Source organism: Streptomyces sp. 11-1-2 (assembly GCF_003595545.1).
Lineage (GTDB): Bacteria > Actinomycetota > Actinomycetes > Streptomycetales > Streptomycetaceae > Streptomyces > Streptomyces hygroscopicus_B.
This window is the reverse complement of record NZ_CP022545.1, coordinates 3,599,749-3,616,946: the sequence shown is the minus strand read 5'-3', so window position 1 is coordinate 3,616,946 and position 17,198 is coordinate 3,599,749. Positions and strand designations below refer to the sequence as shown.

General features: G+C 70.2%; 18 protein-coding genes and 1 pseudogene. 8 read left to right on the top strand and 11 right to left on the bottom strand.

Going from position 1 to position 17,198, the window contains the following annotated elements; all coding sequences use genetic code 11:
- Positions 1–12 precede the first annotated feature (12 nt).
- From CGL27_RS15285 to CGL27_RS15270, 4 genes are all read right to left on the bottom strand, one after another.
- A complete protein-coding gene (locus CGL27_RS15285; protein WP_205587699.1) occupies positions 13–1,209 on the bottom strand; it encodes a hypothetical protein in 1,197 nt (398 codons plus the stop codon).
- Positions 1,206–2,306, bottom strand: coding sequence for a hypothetical protein (locus CGL27_RS15280; RefSeq protein WP_119987391.1), 1,101 nt, complete (start codon positions 2,304–2,306; stop codon positions 1,206–1,208). The genes CGL27_RS15285 and CGL27_RS15280 overlap by 4 nt, the downstream gene beginning before the upstream one ends.
- A gap of 83 nt (positions 2,307–2,389) precedes the next feature.
- Complete coding sequence (locus CGL27_RS15275; protein WP_119987389.1) at positions 2,390–2,764, bottom strand: hypothetical protein; 375 nt, start codon at positions 2,762–2,764, stop codon at positions 2,390–2,392.
- A 144-nt stretch (positions 2,765–2,908) separates the two neighbouring features.
- Positions 2,909–3,337: an ATP-binding protein gene (locus CGL27_RS15270; RefSeq protein ID WP_119987386.1), complete on the bottom strand. Its 429-nt coding sequence runs from the start codon at positions 3,335–3,337 to the stop codon at positions 2,909–2,911.
- 179 nt (positions 3,338–3,516) lie between these two features.
- On the opposite strand from CGL27_RS15270, the gene CGL27_RS15265 reads away from it, so the two are divergent.
- Both CGL27_RS15265 and CGL27_RS15260 read left to right on the top strand, forming a co-directional pair.
- Positions 3,517–4,401: a helix-turn-helix transcriptional regulator gene (locus CGL27_RS15265; RefSeq protein ID WP_119987383.1), complete on the top strand. Its 885-nt coding sequence runs from the start codon at positions 3,517–3,519 to the stop codon at positions 4,399–4,401.
- A 15-nt stretch (positions 4,402–4,416) separates the two neighbouring features.
- Positions 4,417–4,620 carry a DUF397 domain-containing protein gene (locus tag CGL27_RS15260; RefSeq protein ID WP_119987380.1) on the top strand — a complete coding sequence of 68 codons (204 nt, stop codon included), beginning with the start codon at positions 4,417–4,419 and terminating at the stop codon, positions 4,618–4,620.
- Between the two features lie 369 nt (positions 4,621–4,989).
- On the opposite strand, the gene CGL27_RS51985 is transcribed toward CGL27_RS15260, so the two are convergent.
- From CGL27_RS51985 to CGL27_RS15225, 7 genes are all read right to left on the bottom strand, one after another.
- Positions 4,990–5,142 (bottom strand): hypothetical protein, encoded by a 153-nt coding sequence (locus tag CGL27_RS51985; RefSeq protein WP_237298854.1) that lies wholly within the window; start codon positions 5,140–5,142, stop codon positions 4,990–4,992.
- A 155-nt stretch (positions 5,143–5,297) separates the two neighbouring features.
- The gene (locus CGL27_RS15250) at positions 5,298–5,957 is read right to left on the bottom strand and encodes a PAS domain-containing protein (protein WP_119987376.1); all 660 of its coding nucleotides are present in this window, start codon (positions 5,955–5,957) and stop codon (positions 5,298–5,300) included.
- The gene (locus CGL27_RS15245; RefSeq protein WP_119987374.1) at positions 5,954–7,096 is read right to left on the bottom strand and encodes a threonine synthase; all 1,143 of its coding nucleotides are present in this window, start codon (positions 7,094–7,096) and stop codon (positions 5,954–5,956) included. Before CGL27_RS15245 ends, CGL27_RS15250 begins: the two co-directional genes overlap by 4 nt.
- 85 nt (positions 7,097–7,181) lie before the next feature.
- Complete coding sequence (locus CGL27_RS15240) at positions 7,182–7,970, bottom strand: HAD-IIB family hydrolase (RefSeq protein WP_205587921.1); 789 nt, start codon at positions 7,968–7,970, stop codon at positions 7,182–7,184.
- 268 nt (positions 7,971–8,238) lie between these two features.
- Positions 8,239–9,087 (bottom strand): phosphatase PAP2 family protein, encoded by an 849-nt coding sequence (locus CGL27_RS15235; RefSeq protein WP_162952985.1) that lies wholly within the window; start codon positions 9,085–9,087, stop codon positions 8,239–8,241.
- 125 nt (positions 9,088–9,212) lie between these two features.
- Entirely contained in the window at positions 9,213–10,265 is a 1,053-nt protein-coding gene (locus CGL27_RS15230; RefSeq protein ID WP_119987368.1) for a LacI family DNA-binding transcriptional regulator, read from the bottom strand.
- Between the two features lie 25 nt (positions 10,266–10,290).
- The gene (locus CGL27_RS15225; protein WP_119987365.1) at positions 10,291–11,952 is read right to left on the bottom strand and encodes a glycoside hydrolase family 13 protein; all 1,662 of its coding nucleotides are present in this window, start codon (positions 11,950–11,952) and stop codon (positions 10,291–10,293) included.
- 263 nt (positions 11,953–12,215) lie between these two features.
- On the opposite strand from CGL27_RS15225, the gene CGL27_RS15220 reads away from it, so the two are divergent.
- The 6 genes and pseudogenes from CGL27_RS15220 to CGL27_RS15190 all read left to right on the top strand — a co-directional run bounded on the left by CGL27_RS15220 (position 12,216) and on the right by CGL27_RS15190 (position 17,071).
- Positions 12,216–13,496 carry an extracellular solute-binding protein gene (locus CGL27_RS15220; protein ID WP_119987363.1) on the top strand — a complete coding sequence of 427 codons (1,281 nt, stop codon included), beginning with the start codon at positions 12,216–12,218 and terminating at the stop codon, positions 13,494–13,496.
- Between the two features lie 155 nt (positions 13,497–13,651).
- Positions 13,652–14,530 (top strand): sugar ABC transporter permease, encoded by an 879-nt coding sequence (locus CGL27_RS15215; protein ID WP_107439338.1) that lies wholly within the window; start codon positions 13,652–13,654, stop codon positions 14,528–14,530.
- Between the two features lie 2 nt (positions 14,531–14,532).
- On the top strand, positions 14,533–15,363 hold the full coding sequence (locus CGL27_RS15210; RefSeq protein WP_014060142.1) for a carbohydrate ABC transporter permease: 831 nt from the start codon (positions 14,533–14,535) through the stop codon (positions 15,361–15,363).
- Positions 15,360–16,427, top strand: a complete 1,068-nt coding sequence (locus CGL27_RS15205) for a LacI family DNA-binding transcriptional regulator (RefSeq protein WP_119987360.1) — start codon at positions 15,360–15,362, stop codon at positions 16,425–16,427. Before CGL27_RS15210 ends, CGL27_RS15205 begins: the two co-directional genes overlap by 4 nt.
- A 126-nt stretch (positions 16,428–16,553) precedes the next feature.
- Positions 16,554–16,667 (top strand): annotated as a pseudogene (locus tag CGL27_RS53475) (NAD(P)-dependent alcohol dehydrogenase); the annotation flags it as partial.
- 71 nt (positions 16,668–16,738) lie between these two features.
- Positions 16,739–17,071 (top strand): putative quinol monooxygenase, encoded by a 333-nt coding sequence (locus CGL27_RS15190; RefSeq protein ID WP_078641034.1) that lies wholly within the window; start codon positions 16,739–16,741, stop codon positions 17,069–17,071.
- The last annotated feature ends 127 nt before the right edge of the window (positions 17,072–17,198 follow it).

The window sequence follows — 17,198 nt, the reverse complement described above, 5'->3', positions numbered from 1 at the left end:
CCCTGCCCCGGCTCACCCCTCCGCGGGCAGCGTGATGTGCAGGGGCCCGCAGCCGACGCGGTCCGCCTCCGCCGCGACGAAGCGGGGGAGGAGCGTACGGATCTCGGCACGGCTCCGGCCGCTGTCCGCCCGGATCAGGAAGGTGACCGGGCCGGTCTGGCACTCGGCCTGGAACATCCCCATGTCGTCGCGGACGAAGCCGTATCCGTCGTGCTCACCGGCCTTGATCGGCTCCTTGGCGCCGTCCCGGGACAGCCGCGCGTAGAGCATGGCCAGCCGGGGGTCCTCCACCGTCATCAGCCGCAGTTCGGGATGGTGGAAGAGCACCCGGCGGTCGCAGGTGCGCACCGGCCCCGCGCCCCGGGTCACCAGGGTGCGGCCCAGCGAGTCGCGCCCGTACCCGCGGGGGAGCGGCAGCCCCTTGACGCCGCACATGGCGTCCTTCTTCTCGTCCAGGAACCGCGGCGGCTCCGGCATCCGGCCGATCGGATCGGCGATGGTGCCCGTGCACCCCTTCTCGGTCATGTAGTGGTTGACCAACCTGACCACGGCACGCGCGAGTCGATCGCGGGCCTCCGTGTTGACCTCGTCGTCGTAGATCGTCCAGCCGGTCGCCAGGTCGATCACGGTCGGACCGCCGGTGACGTCCGCATCACGCGGCCGGCCGATGCAGCCGTCGGGCACCGCGAGCCAGGCCCGGGTGTCCGAGGCCATGCCCAGCAGTCCGCCGCCCAGCGGGGTGAGCCGCGCGGACAGGAACTCATCGGCCCACTGATCGCCCGCGCCGCCGAACCGGGTGTCCAACTGATGCGCCTGGACGGTGATCCGCGAGCCGTCCGAGGTCAGCAGGCATTGGCCGGACGAGCCCTCGGCGCCGGTGCGATCGCCGGTGATGGGCACCTCGGAGCTCTTGACGTCCGCTTTGCCGCCGACTTTGCCTTCGAACAGCGCCGCCGCATCGTCCCGGCTGAAGGCGCCCCAGCAGGCCCGGTCGTCCGCGAACGGACCCGCCTCGGCCTGCCAGGCCACGCCCGCGCCACCGAGCAGCGCCCCGGCGAGGACCCCGATGACGCCCGTGGTCACGGCCAGCCGCGGCCGACTGCCGGTCAGGCGCTGCCAGTGCCACCAGGGGCGGCGCCGCTCGTGCAGGGGCACGCGCTCGTCGCTCGTCCCGCTCTCGTCGCTGTTGTCGTTCTCGGAGTCGCTCATCGGTCGGATCCCCCAGGTGCGACGGGTGCGCAACCGAGGCGTCGCGCCACGGCGTTGGCGAAGGTGGCGAAGTACGGAGTCGTCTCGTGCAGCGACGGGGCGAGCATCAGCACGGTGAACGGGCGCCCCGCGCAGTCGGCCCGTACGACCTTGTAGCCGTCGGCGAAGACCCCCGTACCGCGCCAGCCGCGTGCGGGCGCCTTGCTGCCGGTGGCCCCGTCGAACAGCGCCGAGAGCCGGGGCTGGGCGACCATCAGGGCATCGAAGTACCGCCCGTCACCGCGTACCTGCCGCACCGAACAGGACTGGAGATCGCGGGTGACCGGGCCGACCTGGTAGGCGAGATCCTCCGCCTCCTTGCCCAGCTCCAGCCCCCTGATCCGGCAGGCGCGGGTGAAGAACGTTTCGCGGCTCTCGGGCAGCGTGAGCACGGGCGAGTCGACTTTGAGTGGTTTGTCCGGGGCGCAACCCGCCTTCTCCATCGCGTGGTTGGCGACCGCGACGAGCAGCCGGGCCACCGATGGGGAGCCGCCGAGCCCGGCGTCGCCGGGCATGGTGGAGTCGCTGTAGACGCTCTCCGCCGCCGAGTCGAGTGTGACCGCGGTCGGCCGCCCGTCGCGCGTATCGCACCCCTTGGGCAGCACCAGCAGCGCATGACCGCCGTCGGTGGCGCCCGGCAGCCCGTCGGGCAGCGGCATCGCCCGGTCGCCGAGATATCCGCCGATCCACTCCATGCGCCGCGCGGCGCCCTCGGGAGCGGGGCCGTAGGTGACCGTGACCTCGGTCCTCTCGACGACCTTGTCGCCATCGCTGCTGTAGCGCTCGGAGTGGAGCGCCACGGCGCACCGCCCGCGCGGCTGCCGCGGTGTCGGCGCGGTTTCCTTGGACGTACGGCTCGCGTTGTCCTCGTCCAGCGCCTCGCGGCTCAGAAAGTCCGGCCCGCTGTCCTCTTTCCAGGCACCCCAGCAGTAGCTGTCTTTCCCATTGAACGGCCAGGTGTCCGTGGCCCAGGTCCCGACCCCGGCCGCCACCAGCACCACGACGGCGCCGCCGACCAGAGCCGCCCGGCGGCGCGCGCCGCCCAACAACTTTTTCATTTACGCCCTTCCCCCGTGTGGCCGCCGATCCTACTCAGCGGCTCCGCACGCGGCGTGAAGGGGCCATGGCAATTCTGCAGGCGTCAGCGGCCGTTCGCGGCGGGCGGTTCGTCGAGCCGCACGGTGATGGTGACGCGGCCCTTCTCATCGACCCGGGCGACCCCGTGCCCGGTCCGGTCACTCCCGTCCAGATCCAGCGCTATCGGCCAGCCCTCTCCGGTGAAGTTGCGCCACCACAGCTTCCGTTCGGGCATGGCCACGGCGATCGTGACGACATCGGCGGCGCGCTGATAGGCGACCGGCGTACTGAAACTGCGCCCCGACCGCCGCCCCGTATACGTCACCACCGTCAGCCGCCCACTCACCCTCCGCCCCCACCGCGGAGAGGACCGCAGCCCGACCATCCAGGCGTTGAACCGGCCGGTGAGTCGCTTCGGAAGCGGACCTTTGTACCGCACGCAATCCTCCAGGTGCCGAGGGACAGGGGAACGTGGCGTCACGGTAGCTCCGCGGGTGGCGCACACCCGTCCCGTTGCCCTGAATTGAGAGAGGCGAGCCCCGAGCCCTCTCGCATGGCACCCGCGCCAGGGCAACTGGACTGCTTATGAACTCACCCCGTTGACCTGGAACCACACCGCCTTCCCGGGACCCGGTCCGTGGTGGCAGACGCCCCAGTCAGTGGCGGAACTGCCGATGATGAGCAGCCCTCGGCCGTTCTCGGCGTCGGCCGTGTCCCGGGCAAGGCCGCGCTGGGCGGGGAAGCCGGGGGCGTCGTCGCTCACGAGAACGCGCAGGGTGCCGTACGGTCCCCACTCGGCGTAGAGGGTGACGGGCGCCGAGCAGCCGCTGGTCCGGCAGGCGTTGACGGCGTTGGTGACGGCTTCGGAGGTCAGGAGCAGAGCGGTGTCCGTTAAATCGGTGCGGTTCGCGCTGCGCAGGGCGGTGCGGACGGCTTCTCGGGCGGTACGGACCCAGCCGGGGTCGGGCGGGAAGACGAGGGAGAAGTCGGCGCGGGGGAACTGGGCGCTCATGGTGATGTTGCCTCCTTCGGCCAACGGCCGTTGGGCGGACGCCGGTTGGGCGGTTCGGCTTCGACGGTAGAGATGTCGGTTTAGCTAGCGCAACCTAATGTCGGAAATTCCCTCTCCCGAGTGGACCGCTCGCCTCAAAAGCGGGCAGACTGCGCCTGATCCAGGAAGGGAGTCGCGCGATGGGGCTGCGGGCCAACTCGACCCAACGGCAACGACGGCTGGGTGAGGAGCTACGGAAGCTGCGCGAGGCGAGTGGCTTGTCCGCGACGGAGGCGGGAGCCCATGCGGGGCTCGGGCGAGCGCACATGAGTCACATCGAGACGGGTCGCACGGCCATCCCGGAGGAGAAACTACGGGCTCTCGCGGCGGCGTACGGTTGCACTAGCCATCCCTTGGTTGATGGGTTGTGCGAGTTGAGCCGGGCCACGGGTCGGGGGTGGTGGTCGTCCTACAAAGTCAGCCACAACGCCCGAGCCCTCGATCTCGCGGAGCTGGAGGCGAGTGCCGTGGCGCACCGCTCGTTCCAGTGGATGTACGTGCCAGGTCTACTCCAGACGGCGGACTACATGCGCTGCCTCTTCGAGAGCGGGCAGCCGGACAGCCCGAAAGTGATCGACGCAGGCGTTGAGTTCCGGCAGCGGCGACAGCACGTGCTGGTCGACGGATCGCAGCTCTTCCATGCGGTCATCCATGAAGCCGCCCTCCTGATGAAGTTCGTGCCCGGCGACGTCATGCGCCGCCAGATCGAGCACCTTGTCACGATGGCCGAGTTGCCTCACGTGCGCATTCAGCTGCTGCCGTTCAAGTCGGACGTCAACTCGACGACACCGGGAGCCCCTTTCAGCATCTTGGACAGTCGGGTCCCCGAACTGAGCACGGTCTATGTCGAGCATCCGGTCTCGTCCGTCTTCCTGGGGGACCGTGAGCACCTGACCCAGTACAACTCGGCCTTCGAGCACCTCAGCGCGGTGGCCCTGCCACCCATGGCCCTCCAAGGCGAACGCAAGTGCTATACCGAGAGGGATTCACTCCAGCTCATCCAGCACTTGCTGTACACCTTGTGAAGGGGAGCCCTGGGCATGTCCTGTTGGCGGAAGTCGAGCTTCAGCAGTGGTCAAGTCAGCGCGGAGTGCGTCGAGGTCGCGACGCCGTCTCCCGGTCTCATACTCATCCGCGAGAGCGATGACCCGGCGGCCATCATCACCACGGACCTGGTCCCATGGGCTGCCTTTGTCCGGGGGCTCAAGCGGGGCGATTTCGACCACCTATCGGGAAGCGCGTAACTGTCGTGGCCGCGTTCCGGTGCTGGGGCCGGTGGCACGATGCGGGTCTCGTCTCGCGCCTTCGGCGCCATTGAGCATGGGCGCGGGGGACGGGGGCGCGGGCCTCGCCGCCGGCCGACGGGCCGGTGGTGGTGGGCTCCGGTGGCGGCTCCTGTGGCCCTGGGCCAGGACCCGACCGGACTGACGGCCCCTCCGGGTACCCCTTCCGAAAGCGCTTGATCTGAAGCAACTAATTTGTCAAACGTTTTCCAGGGGGTACCCCACCCCCCCCGGCGGTCCGGCATCGGCCCAAGCCCCTGAGCACGGGAGCCGCCACCGGCCGTGCCACCCACGGCCCGCCGCCCGCGCCCCCACCCCCCGGACCCATGCTCAAAGGCGCCGAAGGCGCGAGACGAGACCGTCGGGGGGCGGGACGACGTGGACGCCCGACCAGATCTCGGCTTCCCCGGCGAGTTCCTCGTACGTGGCGCCGGGGAAGTCCGCCCGCTCGGCGCTCTGCCGAGGGCAGAGCGGCTGGGCCATTTCACCAGATTCGCGGCGGCTGTTTTTTCGGGAACCCCTCTGCCTGAGGCATGGGATACCTGGAGGAACCACCCCTGCGCCGTGCCTACGTCGGATTGATCCGGGATTACCTGGCACGCGTTGAAGCACGGGCGCACCGGACGGGGCTCCCGGCGTCAGGGTGAGCGCAGGTAGTTGTAGACCGTGGCGCGGGAGACGCCGAGCAGTTCGGTGACGACCTGGACGGAGTGCTTCACCTGGAGGAAGCCGCTGGTCTTGAGGGTGCGGACGAGTTCCTTCTTCGCGGGGGTGCCGAGGCTGCGCGGGGTCTGGCCGCGGGCGGCGGCGAATTCCTCGATGACGGTGCGCAGCTCCGCGGCGGTGCGGGCGCGGAGGGTTTCGGTGAGTGGCTGTTGCTGCTCATCGGTCCGGACGAGGTTGTTGAGGCTGCGGGCGACGCTTCCGAAGAGGGAGACGTCCAAGTTGAGGCAGATGGCGGCGACGTACTGGCCCGCGCCGTTCTTGATGCCGATCGAGGTGCTCTTCGCCGGGCGGCCGTCCGGGAAGCGGTTGGCGTAGTTCTGGACGATGTCGGGGAAGCCGGGGTCCTGGATCCGGGCCAGGCCCAGCTCGGTGGTGGGCTGACCCACCTCGCGGCCGGAGAGATTGCTCTCGATGGCGCGGATGGACTGGTCGGGGTTGCGCAGATCGTGGAGGACCACCTCGCACAGCCCCGGGAACATCCGGCCGATGGCGACCACGATCTTCTCGGCCTCGCGCAGCAGCAGCTCGTCCTCGGGTGTTCCCGTCGTCTCCTGAACCTTCTCCTCGGTCAACCGAAGAGCTCCGTCATCGTGGGCGCCGCCTTCAGGCCCGACCCGGTCAGCAGCACCACCGTGGTCTCCCCGGGACGGATCGCGCCCCGGGCCCGGAAGACCTCGATCGCCGCGGCCGCCGTCGCGCTGGTCGGCTCCGCGTACAGCCCCATCGCGGCCAGCCGGCGGACCGCCGCGGCGATCTCGTCCTCCGGGATGGCCGCCATGTCGCCGTCCGAGCGGCGGATGGCGCGCAGCACTTCGGGGAAGCGGACGGGCTCCCGGATCGCCGTGCCCTCGGCGATGGTCGGGGCGTGGTCGAACGGCACCGGGGTCTCGGTGCCCGCGCGGAACGCGGCGTGGAGCGGTGCGCAGTGGGCGGGCTGGGCCACGAGCAGCCGGGGGCGGCGGGCGATCTGGCCCGCGGCGAGCAGCTCGGAGAAGCCGAGGTCGCAGCCGAGCACGGTGCTGCCCGCGCCCGCCACGGTCACCACGGCGTCCGGCGCCGTGAAGCCCAGGTCCTCCCACAGCTCGTACGCCAGGGTCTTGGTGCCCTGGAGGAAGAAGGGGTGCCAGTTGTGGCTGGCGTAGTACGTATGGGCCGACTGGCGCAGCGCCTCCGCCGCGGTGGCGTCCCGGTCGCCGGGCACCAGCTCGACCTCGGCGCCGTACGCCCGGCTCTGGAGGATCTTCGCGGGGGAGGTGGTGGCGGGGGCGAGGATCCTGGCCCGGATGCCGGCCGCGGCGCAGTAGGCCGAGACGGAGGCCCCGCCATTGCCGGAGCTGTCCTCGATGACCTCCCGTACGCCTCGCTGGGCGAGGAGCGAGATCATCACGCTGGTGCCGCGGTCCTTGAAGCTGCCGGTGGGGCTGAACCACTCCAGCTTGAAGAGAATCCGATCCTCCCCCCAGTCCTTCTCGACCAGCGGGGTGCACCCTTCACCCAGTGACACCGGGGCGTCGATGCGCACCGGGAGGGCCGCTCGGTAGCGCCAGAGTGACCGGGCCCCGGTGTCCACCTGCTCGCGGGTGATGCCGGGCAGCGCGGAGACGGTGAGGGGAGCCCCGTCGTCACCGCACCAGCGGGGGTCGTCGATGGAGTACGTGGTTCCGGAGCGCTCGTCGACGTAGTGGGCTTCGGCTCGTGGTTCAGCTCGCACCTTGGATATTTTGTTTAGTTCTATATGCCCAGTCAAGGGCGGGGTGGCCGGCTCCAGCGGGTCGCGAGTGCGCTGCGAGAGCCGCTCAAGGGTGGGCGAACAGCCGTTCAAGCACCACCGCGACCCCGTCCTCTTCGTGGGACGGCGCCACCTCATCGGCTATCGCCATCAGATCCGGATGCGCGTTGCCCATCGCGACCCCGTATCCGGCCCAGCCCAGCAGCGGGATGTCATTGGGCATGTCGCCGAACGCGATCGTCTCCGCGGGGGTGAACCCCATCCGGTCGGCGGCCAGTTGCAGCCCCATCGCCTTGTCCGTCCCGGCGGGGAGCACCTCGATCATGCCCTTCTCGGAGTGGGTCACCGCGACCTCGCCCGCGCCCACCCGCTCCGCGGTCTCGGCGACCAGCCCGTCCGCCACCGTCCGGTGGCGCATCAGCACCTTCTCGATCGGCGCCGCCCACAGCTCCTCCCGCTCGGCCAGCCCCCACTCCGGGCGCATCCGGTCGGTGAAGCGGGCGGTGACGACGAAGCGGTTCTCGGGCGCCGCCGTCACCACGGCGAGCTCCAGCGGCCCCGCGCCCAATGCCTCCTCCGTGCGCTCCACCACCGACCGGGCCAGCTCCCGGTCCAGCGACGCCGAGACCAGCAGCCGGTCCGCGGAGGCGTCGTACAACTGCGCGCCCTGTCCGCACACGGCGAGCCCCCGGTAGCCGATCGCGACCAGGAACTCCCGGCAGGACGCGGCCGGGCGCCCGGTGGCCACCAGATGCCGCGCCCCGGCGGCCCGGACGAGGGCGAGCGCCTCACGGGTGCGGGGCGAGACCGTCAGATCCTTGCGCAGCAGGGTGCCGTCGAGGTCGGTGGCCACCAGCGGGAAGCGCGGCCGTCCGGCGGTACGGGGCCGGGGGAGCAGCACGCCCGGAGCGGCGACGGCGCCGGTGGCGGATACGGAGGAGGCAGGTACGGACGTGGATACAGAAGCGTCGGCGGTGTGCACGGTGGCCGGTGGTCCCTTTCGTCACGCTCATCGTGCTCATTCCGCGTCGATCAGCGCGACACATGGAGCCCCTGAACTCATGTCGACCCTTGACCTCATGTCGACCTTGCGGAACAGAGAATGGCGGCTCCGCCGGGGACGATCAAGCCGTGCAGATCACGGCCACCTGCTTCGGCAGCCGGTACGGCAGCGAGCCGTACCACGCGCACGACAGCACGAAACCGAAGGAGAGGCAGACGACCCCGCCGACCGCGTCCATCCAGAAGTGGTTGGCGGTGGCGACGATCACCAGCAGCGTGACCGAGGGGTAGAGCAGCCCCAGCACCTTCACCCACACCGGACGGGCCAGCGTGGCGATGGTCAGACCGCACCACAGCGACCAGCCGATGTGCATCGAGGGCATCGCCGCGTACTGGTTCGACATATCGGCGAGGTTTCCCGAGGCCATCGAGCCCCAGGTGTTGTGCGCCACCACGGTGTCGATGAAATGGCCGCCGCTCATCAGCCGGGGCGGGGCCAGCGGAAAGAAGTAGTAGCCGAGCAGGGCCACGCCCGTGGTCGCGAAGAGCGCCAGCCGGGTGGCGGCGTAGCGGCCCGGATGCCAGTGGTAGAGCCACACCAGCACGCTGAGCGTCACGATGAAGTGGAGCGTCGCGTAGTAGTAGTTCATGCCCACGATCAGCCAGCTGACCGAGTCGATCGCATGGTTGACGCCCCGTTCGAAGGCCATGCCGAGCCGGTGCTCCCACTCCCAGATCCAGCCCGCGTTGCGCAGCGCCTCCGGCCGCTGCTCCGGGACGGCGTTGCGAATCAGCGAATACGTCCAGTAACTGACGGCGATGAGGACGATCTCGAACCAGAGCCGGGGCCTTCTGGGCGTACGCAACCGGTCCATCAGGGTGTGGTGCGGCGCCCGTGCCGCATCGGTGTCCGCGAGAGGTGCCGGGGTGGCCATTCGGCCCGCCGTCGTCCTGATAGTCGCTCCACCCATAGGGCAACAGTCTGCCAGACGACGTCCACCCGCAGATCATCCCCGGCATCGGGTCTTGATTGCTTATGTCCTGATCCGGGGGTCCTCTATGGGGCGTATATGCATCTACGTCCCCCGGCCAGGGTCTAGGTCGCGCCCCCGGCCGCCCGGCCCCGCGCCTCAACGCCGTGGGCCGACGCCGTCGAGCCGCGCACCACCAGTTCGGGGAGGAAGACGAACTCGCTGGGCGGGGCCGGAGTGCCGCCGATCTCCTCCAGCAGCGCCCGCACCGCCGCCTGCCCCATCGACTGCACCGGCTTACGGATCGTGGTCAGCGGCGGATCGGTGAAGGCGATCAGCGGGGAGTCGTCGAAGCCGACCACCGAGACGTTCTGCGGGACCCCCAGACCTCGCTGCCGGGCCGCCCGGATGGCGCCCAGCGCCATCATGTCGCTCGCGCACACCACCGCCGTACAGCCCCGGTCGATCAGCGCGGTCGCCGCCGCCTGGCCGCCCTCCAGGGTGTACAGCGAATGCTGGATCAACTCCTCGGACTCCTCCGGGGAGAGCCCCAGCCGGTCCCGCATCGCCTGCTGGAAGCCTTCGATCTTGCGCAGTACGGGAACGAACCGCTTCGGCCCGAGCGCGAGACCGATCCGGGTGTGCCCGAGCGAGACCAGATGGGTGACCGCCAGCCCCATCGCCGCCCGGTCGTCGGGGGAGATGAACGGCGCCCGCACCTTTGGCGAGAAGCCGTCCACCAGCACGAACGGAACACCCTGGCCGCGTAGCTGGTCATAGCGCTGCATATCGGCCGAGGTGTCCGCGTGCAGCCCCGAGACGAAGATGATCCCGGCCACGCCCCGGTCCACCAGCATCTCGGTCAACTCGTCCTCCGTCGAGCCGCCGGGAGTCTGGGTGGCCAGCACCGGGGTGTAGCCCTGCCGGGTGAGCGCCTGCCCGATGACCTGGGCGAGCGCGGGGAAGATCGGATTCTCCAGCTCGGGGGTGATCAGTCCCACCAGCCCGGCGCTGCGCTGCCGCAACCGCACGGGCCGCTCATAGCCGAGGACGTCCAGGGCGGCGAGGACGGACTCGCGGGTGGCCGTGGCCACCCCCGGCCTGCCGTTGAGGACGCGGCTGACGGTGGCTTCGCTGACCCCCGCCTGGGCTGCGATGTCAGCAAGCCGTGCGGTCATGGAGTGGGACTGTACCGGTCGCGTGTCAGATTGCCCACCACGCGCACGAATCAGGCGGAATGCGTACGGTTCCGGCCCCGTACGAAAGCGGCGCCGACGACAGCAGGGCGCGCCCCGGGGCCGGCAGTTCGACCTCTTCCCCGAGCGTGTTGAGCGTGCACACCAGGCCCGGCCGGGAGAGCGCGAGCACCCCCGCCGGGGCCTCCAGCCAGTTCATCGGCCCGTCCCCCAGGCCCGGCAGCTCACGGCGCAGCGCGAGCGCGCCGCGGTACAGCTCCAGCGTGGAGCCGGGGTCGCCGGTCTGCGCTTCGACGGACAGCCCGGACCAGGCGTCCGGCTGGGGCAGCCAGCTTCCGCCGGGGCCGAAGCCGTAACTCTCGCCGGAGCGGGTCCAGGGCAGGGGCACCCGGCAGCCGTCGCGGAAGCCGTCCTGACCGCTCTGGCCGTCCTGCCCGTCGGGGGAGGTACGGAAGAAGGCCGGGTCCTGGCGCAGCTCGTCCGGCAGGTCGGTCACCTCGGGAAGGCCCAGCTCCTCGCCCTGGTAGAGGTAGGACGAGCCGGGCAGGGCGAGGGTGAGCAGGGCCGCGGCACGGGCGCGGGCGAGCCCCTGCCCCGGGCCGCCGTCGGCGTAACGGGTGGTGTGCCGGACCACGTCGTGGTTGGAGAGCACCCAGGTGGTGGGGGCGCCGACGGAGCGGGTCGCGGCCAGCGACTCGTCGATCACCTCGCGCATCGCGGCCGCGTCCCACGGGCACTTGAGGAACTGGAAGTTGAACGCCTGGTGCAGCTCGTCCGGGCGTACGTAGAGGGCCAGCCGCTCGGCGGTGGGCGCCCATGCCTCGGCGACGCCGATCCGGTCACCGGGGTAGGAGTCCAGCAGCCGGCGCCAGGAGCGGTGGATCTCGTGCACCCCGTCCTGGTCGAAGAACGGCAGCACCTGGGAGCCGATCAGCTTGGCCTGTTCGGTGCGGCCGATGTCGGGCAGCCCGGCGGCCTTGACCATGCCGTGCGCGACATCGATCCGGAAGCCGTCCACGCCCAGGTCCAGCCAGAAGCGCAGCACCGAGTCGAATTCGGCACGCACCTCGGGGGAGTCCCAGTTGAGGTCGGGCTGCTCGGGGGCGAAGAGGTGCAGATACCACTCGCCCGGGGTGCCGTCCGGATCGGTGGTACGGGTCCAGGCGGGGCCGCCGAAGACCGACTCCCAGTCGTTCGGCGGCAGTTCGCCCTGCGCGCCGCGGCCGCGGCGGAAGTGGTAACGGGTGCGGGCCGCGCCGCCGGGCCGGTCGGCGAGCGCCTCGCGGAACCATGGGTGCTGGTCCGAGCTGTGGTTCGGGACGACGTCCACGATCACCCGCAGCCCCAGCTCATGGGCGGTGCGCACCAGGTCGTCGGCGTCGCCGAGGGTGCCGAAGAGCGGGTCCACGGTGCGGTAGTCGGCCACGTCGTAGCCGCCGTCGGCCTGCGGGGAGGCGTAGAAGGGGGTCAGCCAGACGGCGTCCACACCCAGCCCGGCGAGGTGCGGCAGTCGCTCCCGCACCCCGCGCAGATCGCCGATCCCGTCGCCGTCGCTGTCGGCGAAGGACCGTACGTACACCTGGTAGATGACGGCGTCGCGCCACCATCCGGGGCTCTCGGACGGTCGCACCGGCTCGGTGGGAAGGGAGGTCGTGAGCTCCTGGGTCATGGCGCGAACGTAACAGCTCTGCAATGCCTTGCGGAAGAGCTTGCAGGGCGCGCTGGTGCCCTTGGCGGGGGCTCCGGTCGTGCTGTGGACGCATGTCAAGCGCCTGAGCGGGAGCGGAGCGGCTACCGCGGGGACACGCGGACGTAACGATGCCGAGCGCCTTGCAGAAATTTGCCGCAAGCTCTTTCGGCGGGCTTGCGGCCCTGTTACGTTCCTCCGCAACCCGGGGCCGCGACGGAGCGGCCGGCTTTGGAGGAGTTCAGATGCGACGTGGCATAGCGGCCACCGCACTCGTCGCGGCCATGGCGCTCGCGGCGACGGCATGCGGCGGTGACGACGGCGGCAGCGGCGGCGACAAGAAGTCCGGCGGCAAGCTCTCCGGCACCGTGACCTACTGGGACACGTCGAACGAGGCGGAGAAGGGCACCTACAAGGAGCTCGCCCTCGGCTTCGCGAAGAAGCACCCCGACGTCAAGGTCAACTACGTCAACGTGCCCTTCGGCGAGGCGCTGGCCAAGTTCAAGAACGCCGCGGGCTCCGGCGGCTCCGGCGCGCCCGATGTGCTGCGCACCGAGGTCGCCTGGACCCAGGACCTCGCCAACATCGGCTATCTCGCCCCGCTGGACGGCACCCCCGCCCTCGCGGACCAGTCCGACTATCTGCCCAAGGCCCTGGCGGGCGCCGAGTTCAAGGGCAAGACCTACGCCGTACCGCAGGTCATCGACACCCTCGGCCTCTTCTACAACAAGAAGATGCTGAAGGAGGCCGGGGTCCAGCCGCCCAAGGACTGGATCGAGCTCAAGGCCGCCGCCAAGAAGATCAAGGAGACGACCGGCAAGACCGGTCTGTATCTGCGCGGCGACGACGCCTACTGGTACCTGCCCTTCATCTACGGCGAGGGCGGCGACCTCCTCGACACCGGCGCCAAGCAGGTCACCATCGACGACGAGCCCGGCGTCAAGGCGTTCGCGTCCGCCCGGGACCTGGTCACCTCCAAGGCGGCGGAGACCGACGCCACCGATGGCTGGGACAACATGCAGAACGCCATCAAGAACGGCGACGTCGCGATGACGATCAACGGGCCGTGGGCGATCGAGGACACCCTGGCGGGCAAGGCGTTCAAGGACAAGTCCAACCTCGGTGTGGTCCCCGTCCCGGCCGGCAGCAAGGGCCAGGGCGCGCCGCAGGGCGGCCAGAACCTCACCGTCTACGCCGGGTCGAAGAACCTGGACGCCTCCTACGCCTTCGCCCAGTACATGAGCTCGCCCGAGGTCCAGGCCAAGACCACCGAGAAGCTCTCACTGCTGCCCACCCGCACCTCCGTCTACTCCAACAAGTCGGTCGCCGCGAACCCCAATGTGAAGTTCTTCAAGGCCGCCGTCGACAAGGCCGTCGAGCGCCCCTGGATCCCCGAGGGCAACAGCCTCTTCCAGGCGATCCTGGTGCAGTTCCCGAACGTCCTCACCGGCAAGACCTCACCCGAGAAGGCCGCCAAGTCGGCCGGTGACGCGTACCGCAAGCTCCTCAAGGGCGACTGGAAGTAGGGCCGGCGACGATGGCTGTCGACACCAGCCGGCCGCTGGACCCGGCCGCGGGCGCGAAGGGCGCCCGCGGCCGGGGCGGCCGGGTTCACAAGGATGGAACTCCGCCGCCGCGCGGCATCCGCAACGCACTGGCCCGCCATTGGTACGCCTGGGCCATGGTCGCGCCCGTCGTGGTCGTCATCGGGCTGATCATCGGCTATCCGCTGGTCCGCGGCCTCTATCTGTCGCTGACCGACGCCAACGAGGCCAATGTCGAGCGCACCATCGGGATCAACCACATCCCCGCCACCTACAAGACGGTCGGCCTCGACAACTTCAAGGCCATCCTGGAGGACCAGGTCTTCTGGGACCGGCTCGGCTGGACCGTCACCTGGACCGTCTGCTGTGTGGCGCTCACCTTCTCGATCGGCCTGGGCCTGGCCGTACTGCTCAACCGGCGGTTCGCCGGGCGCACCCTCTACCGGTCGCTGCTGATCCTGCCCTGGGCCGTCCCCGCCTTCGTCTCCGTCTTCGCCTGGCGGCTGCTCTACAACGAGAAGAACGGCATCCTCAACAAGGTGCTCGACGGCGGCGGGATCGACGCGGTGCCCTGGCTCAACGACCCCACCATGGCCAAGGCGTCGGTGATCGCCGTGAACATCTGGCTCGGGGTGCCGTTCATGCTGGTCGCGCTGCTCGGCGGGCTGCAGTCCATCCCCGGTGAGCTGTACGAGGCCGCCGAGATGGACGGGGCGAGCCCCTGGCAGCGGTTCCGCCACATCACCCTCCCCGGGCTGCGCTCGGTCAGCTCCACCGTGATCCTGCTGTCCACCATCTGGACGTTCAACATGTTCCCGGTGATCTTCCTGCTGACCCGCGGCGGACCCGGCGACGCCACCGAGATCCTGGTGACGTACGCCTACCGGCTCTCCTTCGTCAACAGCCCGCGCGACTTCGCCGGCGCCTCGGCCTGGGGTGTGCTGATCCTGCTCATCCTCATGCTCTTCGCGGTGGTCTACCGCCGTTCGCTCCGCAAGCAGGGAGAGGTGTGGTAGCCATGCGCGACCAACGACGCGGCCCGCTCGCCTCCGTCGGGCTGCACACGACGCTCGTCATCGCCTCCGCCGTCGCGGTCTTCCCGCCGCTGTGGCTGGTGGTGACCTCGTTCAAGCCCAAGAGCGAGGCGTTCAGCACCGATGTGGTGAAGAACCCGACACTGCGGAACTATCAACACGTCCTGGGCGACACCGAGTTCCTGACCTGGTTCGGCAACTCGCTGTTCATCGTGGTCATCACCACGATCCTGGGCGTCTTCATCGCGGCCACCACCGGCTACGCCGTCAGCCGCTTCCGCTTCCCCGGGATGCGCCCGCTGATGTGGCTGCTGCTGATCACCCAGATGTTCCCGGTGGCCATCCTCATCGTGCCGCTGTACAACATCATGTCGACGCTGGGCTGGCTCAACCAGCCGATCTCGCTCATCGTCACCTACCTCACCGTCGCCGTGCCGTTCTGCGCCTGGATGATGAAGGGCTTCTTCGACACCATCCCGGTGGAGATCGACGAATCGGGCCGGGTCGACGGCCTCAACCCGTTCGGGACCTTCTGGCGCCTCGTCGTCCCGCTGGCCAAGCCGGGGCTCGCGGTGACCGCGTTCTACACCTTCATCACCGCCTGGGCCGAGGTCGCCTACGCCTCCGCCTTCATGACGGGCGAGGACAACCTCACGCTCGCCGCCGGACTGCAGACCTTCGTCAACCAGTACACCTCCGACTGGGGCTCCATGACGGCCGCGGCCGTCATGATCGCCATCCCGGCGGCGCTGGTGTTCTCCTGGGCCCAGCGCCATCTCGTCGCGGGGCTCACGGCCGGAGCGACCAAGTCGTGACGAGCCCACCCGCGGCGGGGCCGCGGCTCGCCGATATCGCCGCACAGGCCAAGGTCAGCGAGGCCACCGTCAGCCGGGTGCTCAACGGCAAGGCGGGGGTGGCGGACACCACCCGGCAGCGGGTGCTCGCCGCCCTCGACGTCCTCGGCTACGAGCGGCCGGTGCGGCTGCGGCGGCGCAGCGCCGGGCTGGTCGGCCTGGTGATCCCGGAGCTGACCAACCCGGTCTTCCCCGCCTTCGCGCAGATCATCGAGCAGGTGCTGGCCGGGCATGGCTACACCCCGATCCTGTGCACCCAGATGCCCGGCGGCGCCACCGAGGACGAACTGGTGGAGCAGTTGGAGGAGCGCGATGTGGCGGGCATCGTCTTCATGTCCGGACTGCACGCCGACACCACGGCCGACCCCGCCCGCTACGCCCGGCTGGCCGGCCGCAAGGTGCCGTTCGTACTGATCAACGGCTACAACGAGCACATCCAGGCCACCTTCGTCTCACCCGATGACCGGGCGGCGGCGCGGATGGCCGTCCGCCATCTGTCCGCGCTCGGCCACCACCGGATCGGCCTCGCGGTGGGGCCCGCCCGCTACGTCCCCGCGCAGCGCAAGGTCGAGGGGTTCCTCGCGGCGAGCACCGAGCTGCTCGGCCGATCGCCCGGCGAGGCGGGGGAGTTGGTGCGGCATACGCTCTTCAGCGTCGAGGGCGGGCAGGTGGCGGCGGCCACCCTGCTGGACCAGGGCTGTACGGGCATCGTGTGCGGCAGCGATCTGATGGCGCTCGGGGTGATCCGGGAGGCGGCCCGGCGGGGGCTGCGGGTGCCGCACGAGGTGTCGGTGGTCGGCTTCGACGACTCCCCGCTGATCGCCTTCACCGATCCGCCGCTGACCACCGTCCGGCAGCCGGTGCAGTCGATGGCGACGGCGGCGGTGGGGGCGCTGCTTGAGGAGATGGCCGGAAACCCGGTGCAGCACACGGAGTTCGTCTTCCAGCCGGACCTGGTCGTCCGCGGCTCGACGGCCCAGGCGCCGCCTGCCGTTGACGGGTCAGCCGGCCGCCCGAGCGGGTGAACACCTCGGCCGGGAGATGACGGGTGTCGATCACATCTCTCCTGGCCGCCGCCTCCCGCACCACCCGGCGTGGCTGCCTGACGTTCTCGGGCCAGTCGTAGGAGGTCAGCGCGCGGGTCGCGGCAGGCCCGGGATCGCGTGCGCCCGCACACCACCACGTACCCTTTGGACCGGTTCCAGGACGCCCTGGACGACCTCGGCGCCGGACGGATCCGCGGGCGCGCCATTCTCGTCCCCTGACCGCCGACCCTGGAACACCGCCGGTCCATGCCAAGGGGCCGGCCGATCCGCGACAACGTGAGGAACCCCCAATGATCTTCATCACCGCGAAATTCCGTGTTCTGCCCGAGCATGCGGACCGGTGGCCCGAGATCGCCGGCGATTTCACCCGGGACACCCGCGCCGAGCCGGGCTGTCTGTGGTTCGACTGGTCCCGCAGTGTCGAGGACCCGGACGAGTACGTCCTGGTCGAGGCGTTCCGCGACGAGGAGGCCGGTGCGGCCCACGTCAACTCGCCGCACTTCAAGGCCGCGCAGCGGACCCTGCCGCCGCATCTCGCCGCGACCCCGCGGATCGTCAACATGAACGTCCCGCAGGAGGACTGGTCCCTCCTCGGGGAAATGGCCGTCGAGGACCGCGACTGATCCACTGATCCACGGCCGTCGAACCGATCCGACCGGCCGGGCGCGTGAGGCCCATTGACTGGACCCCCGGCCGGCCGGACCGGAGAACGTGGTTGAACGTAACACCGCCGCAATTGCTTGCGAAAGG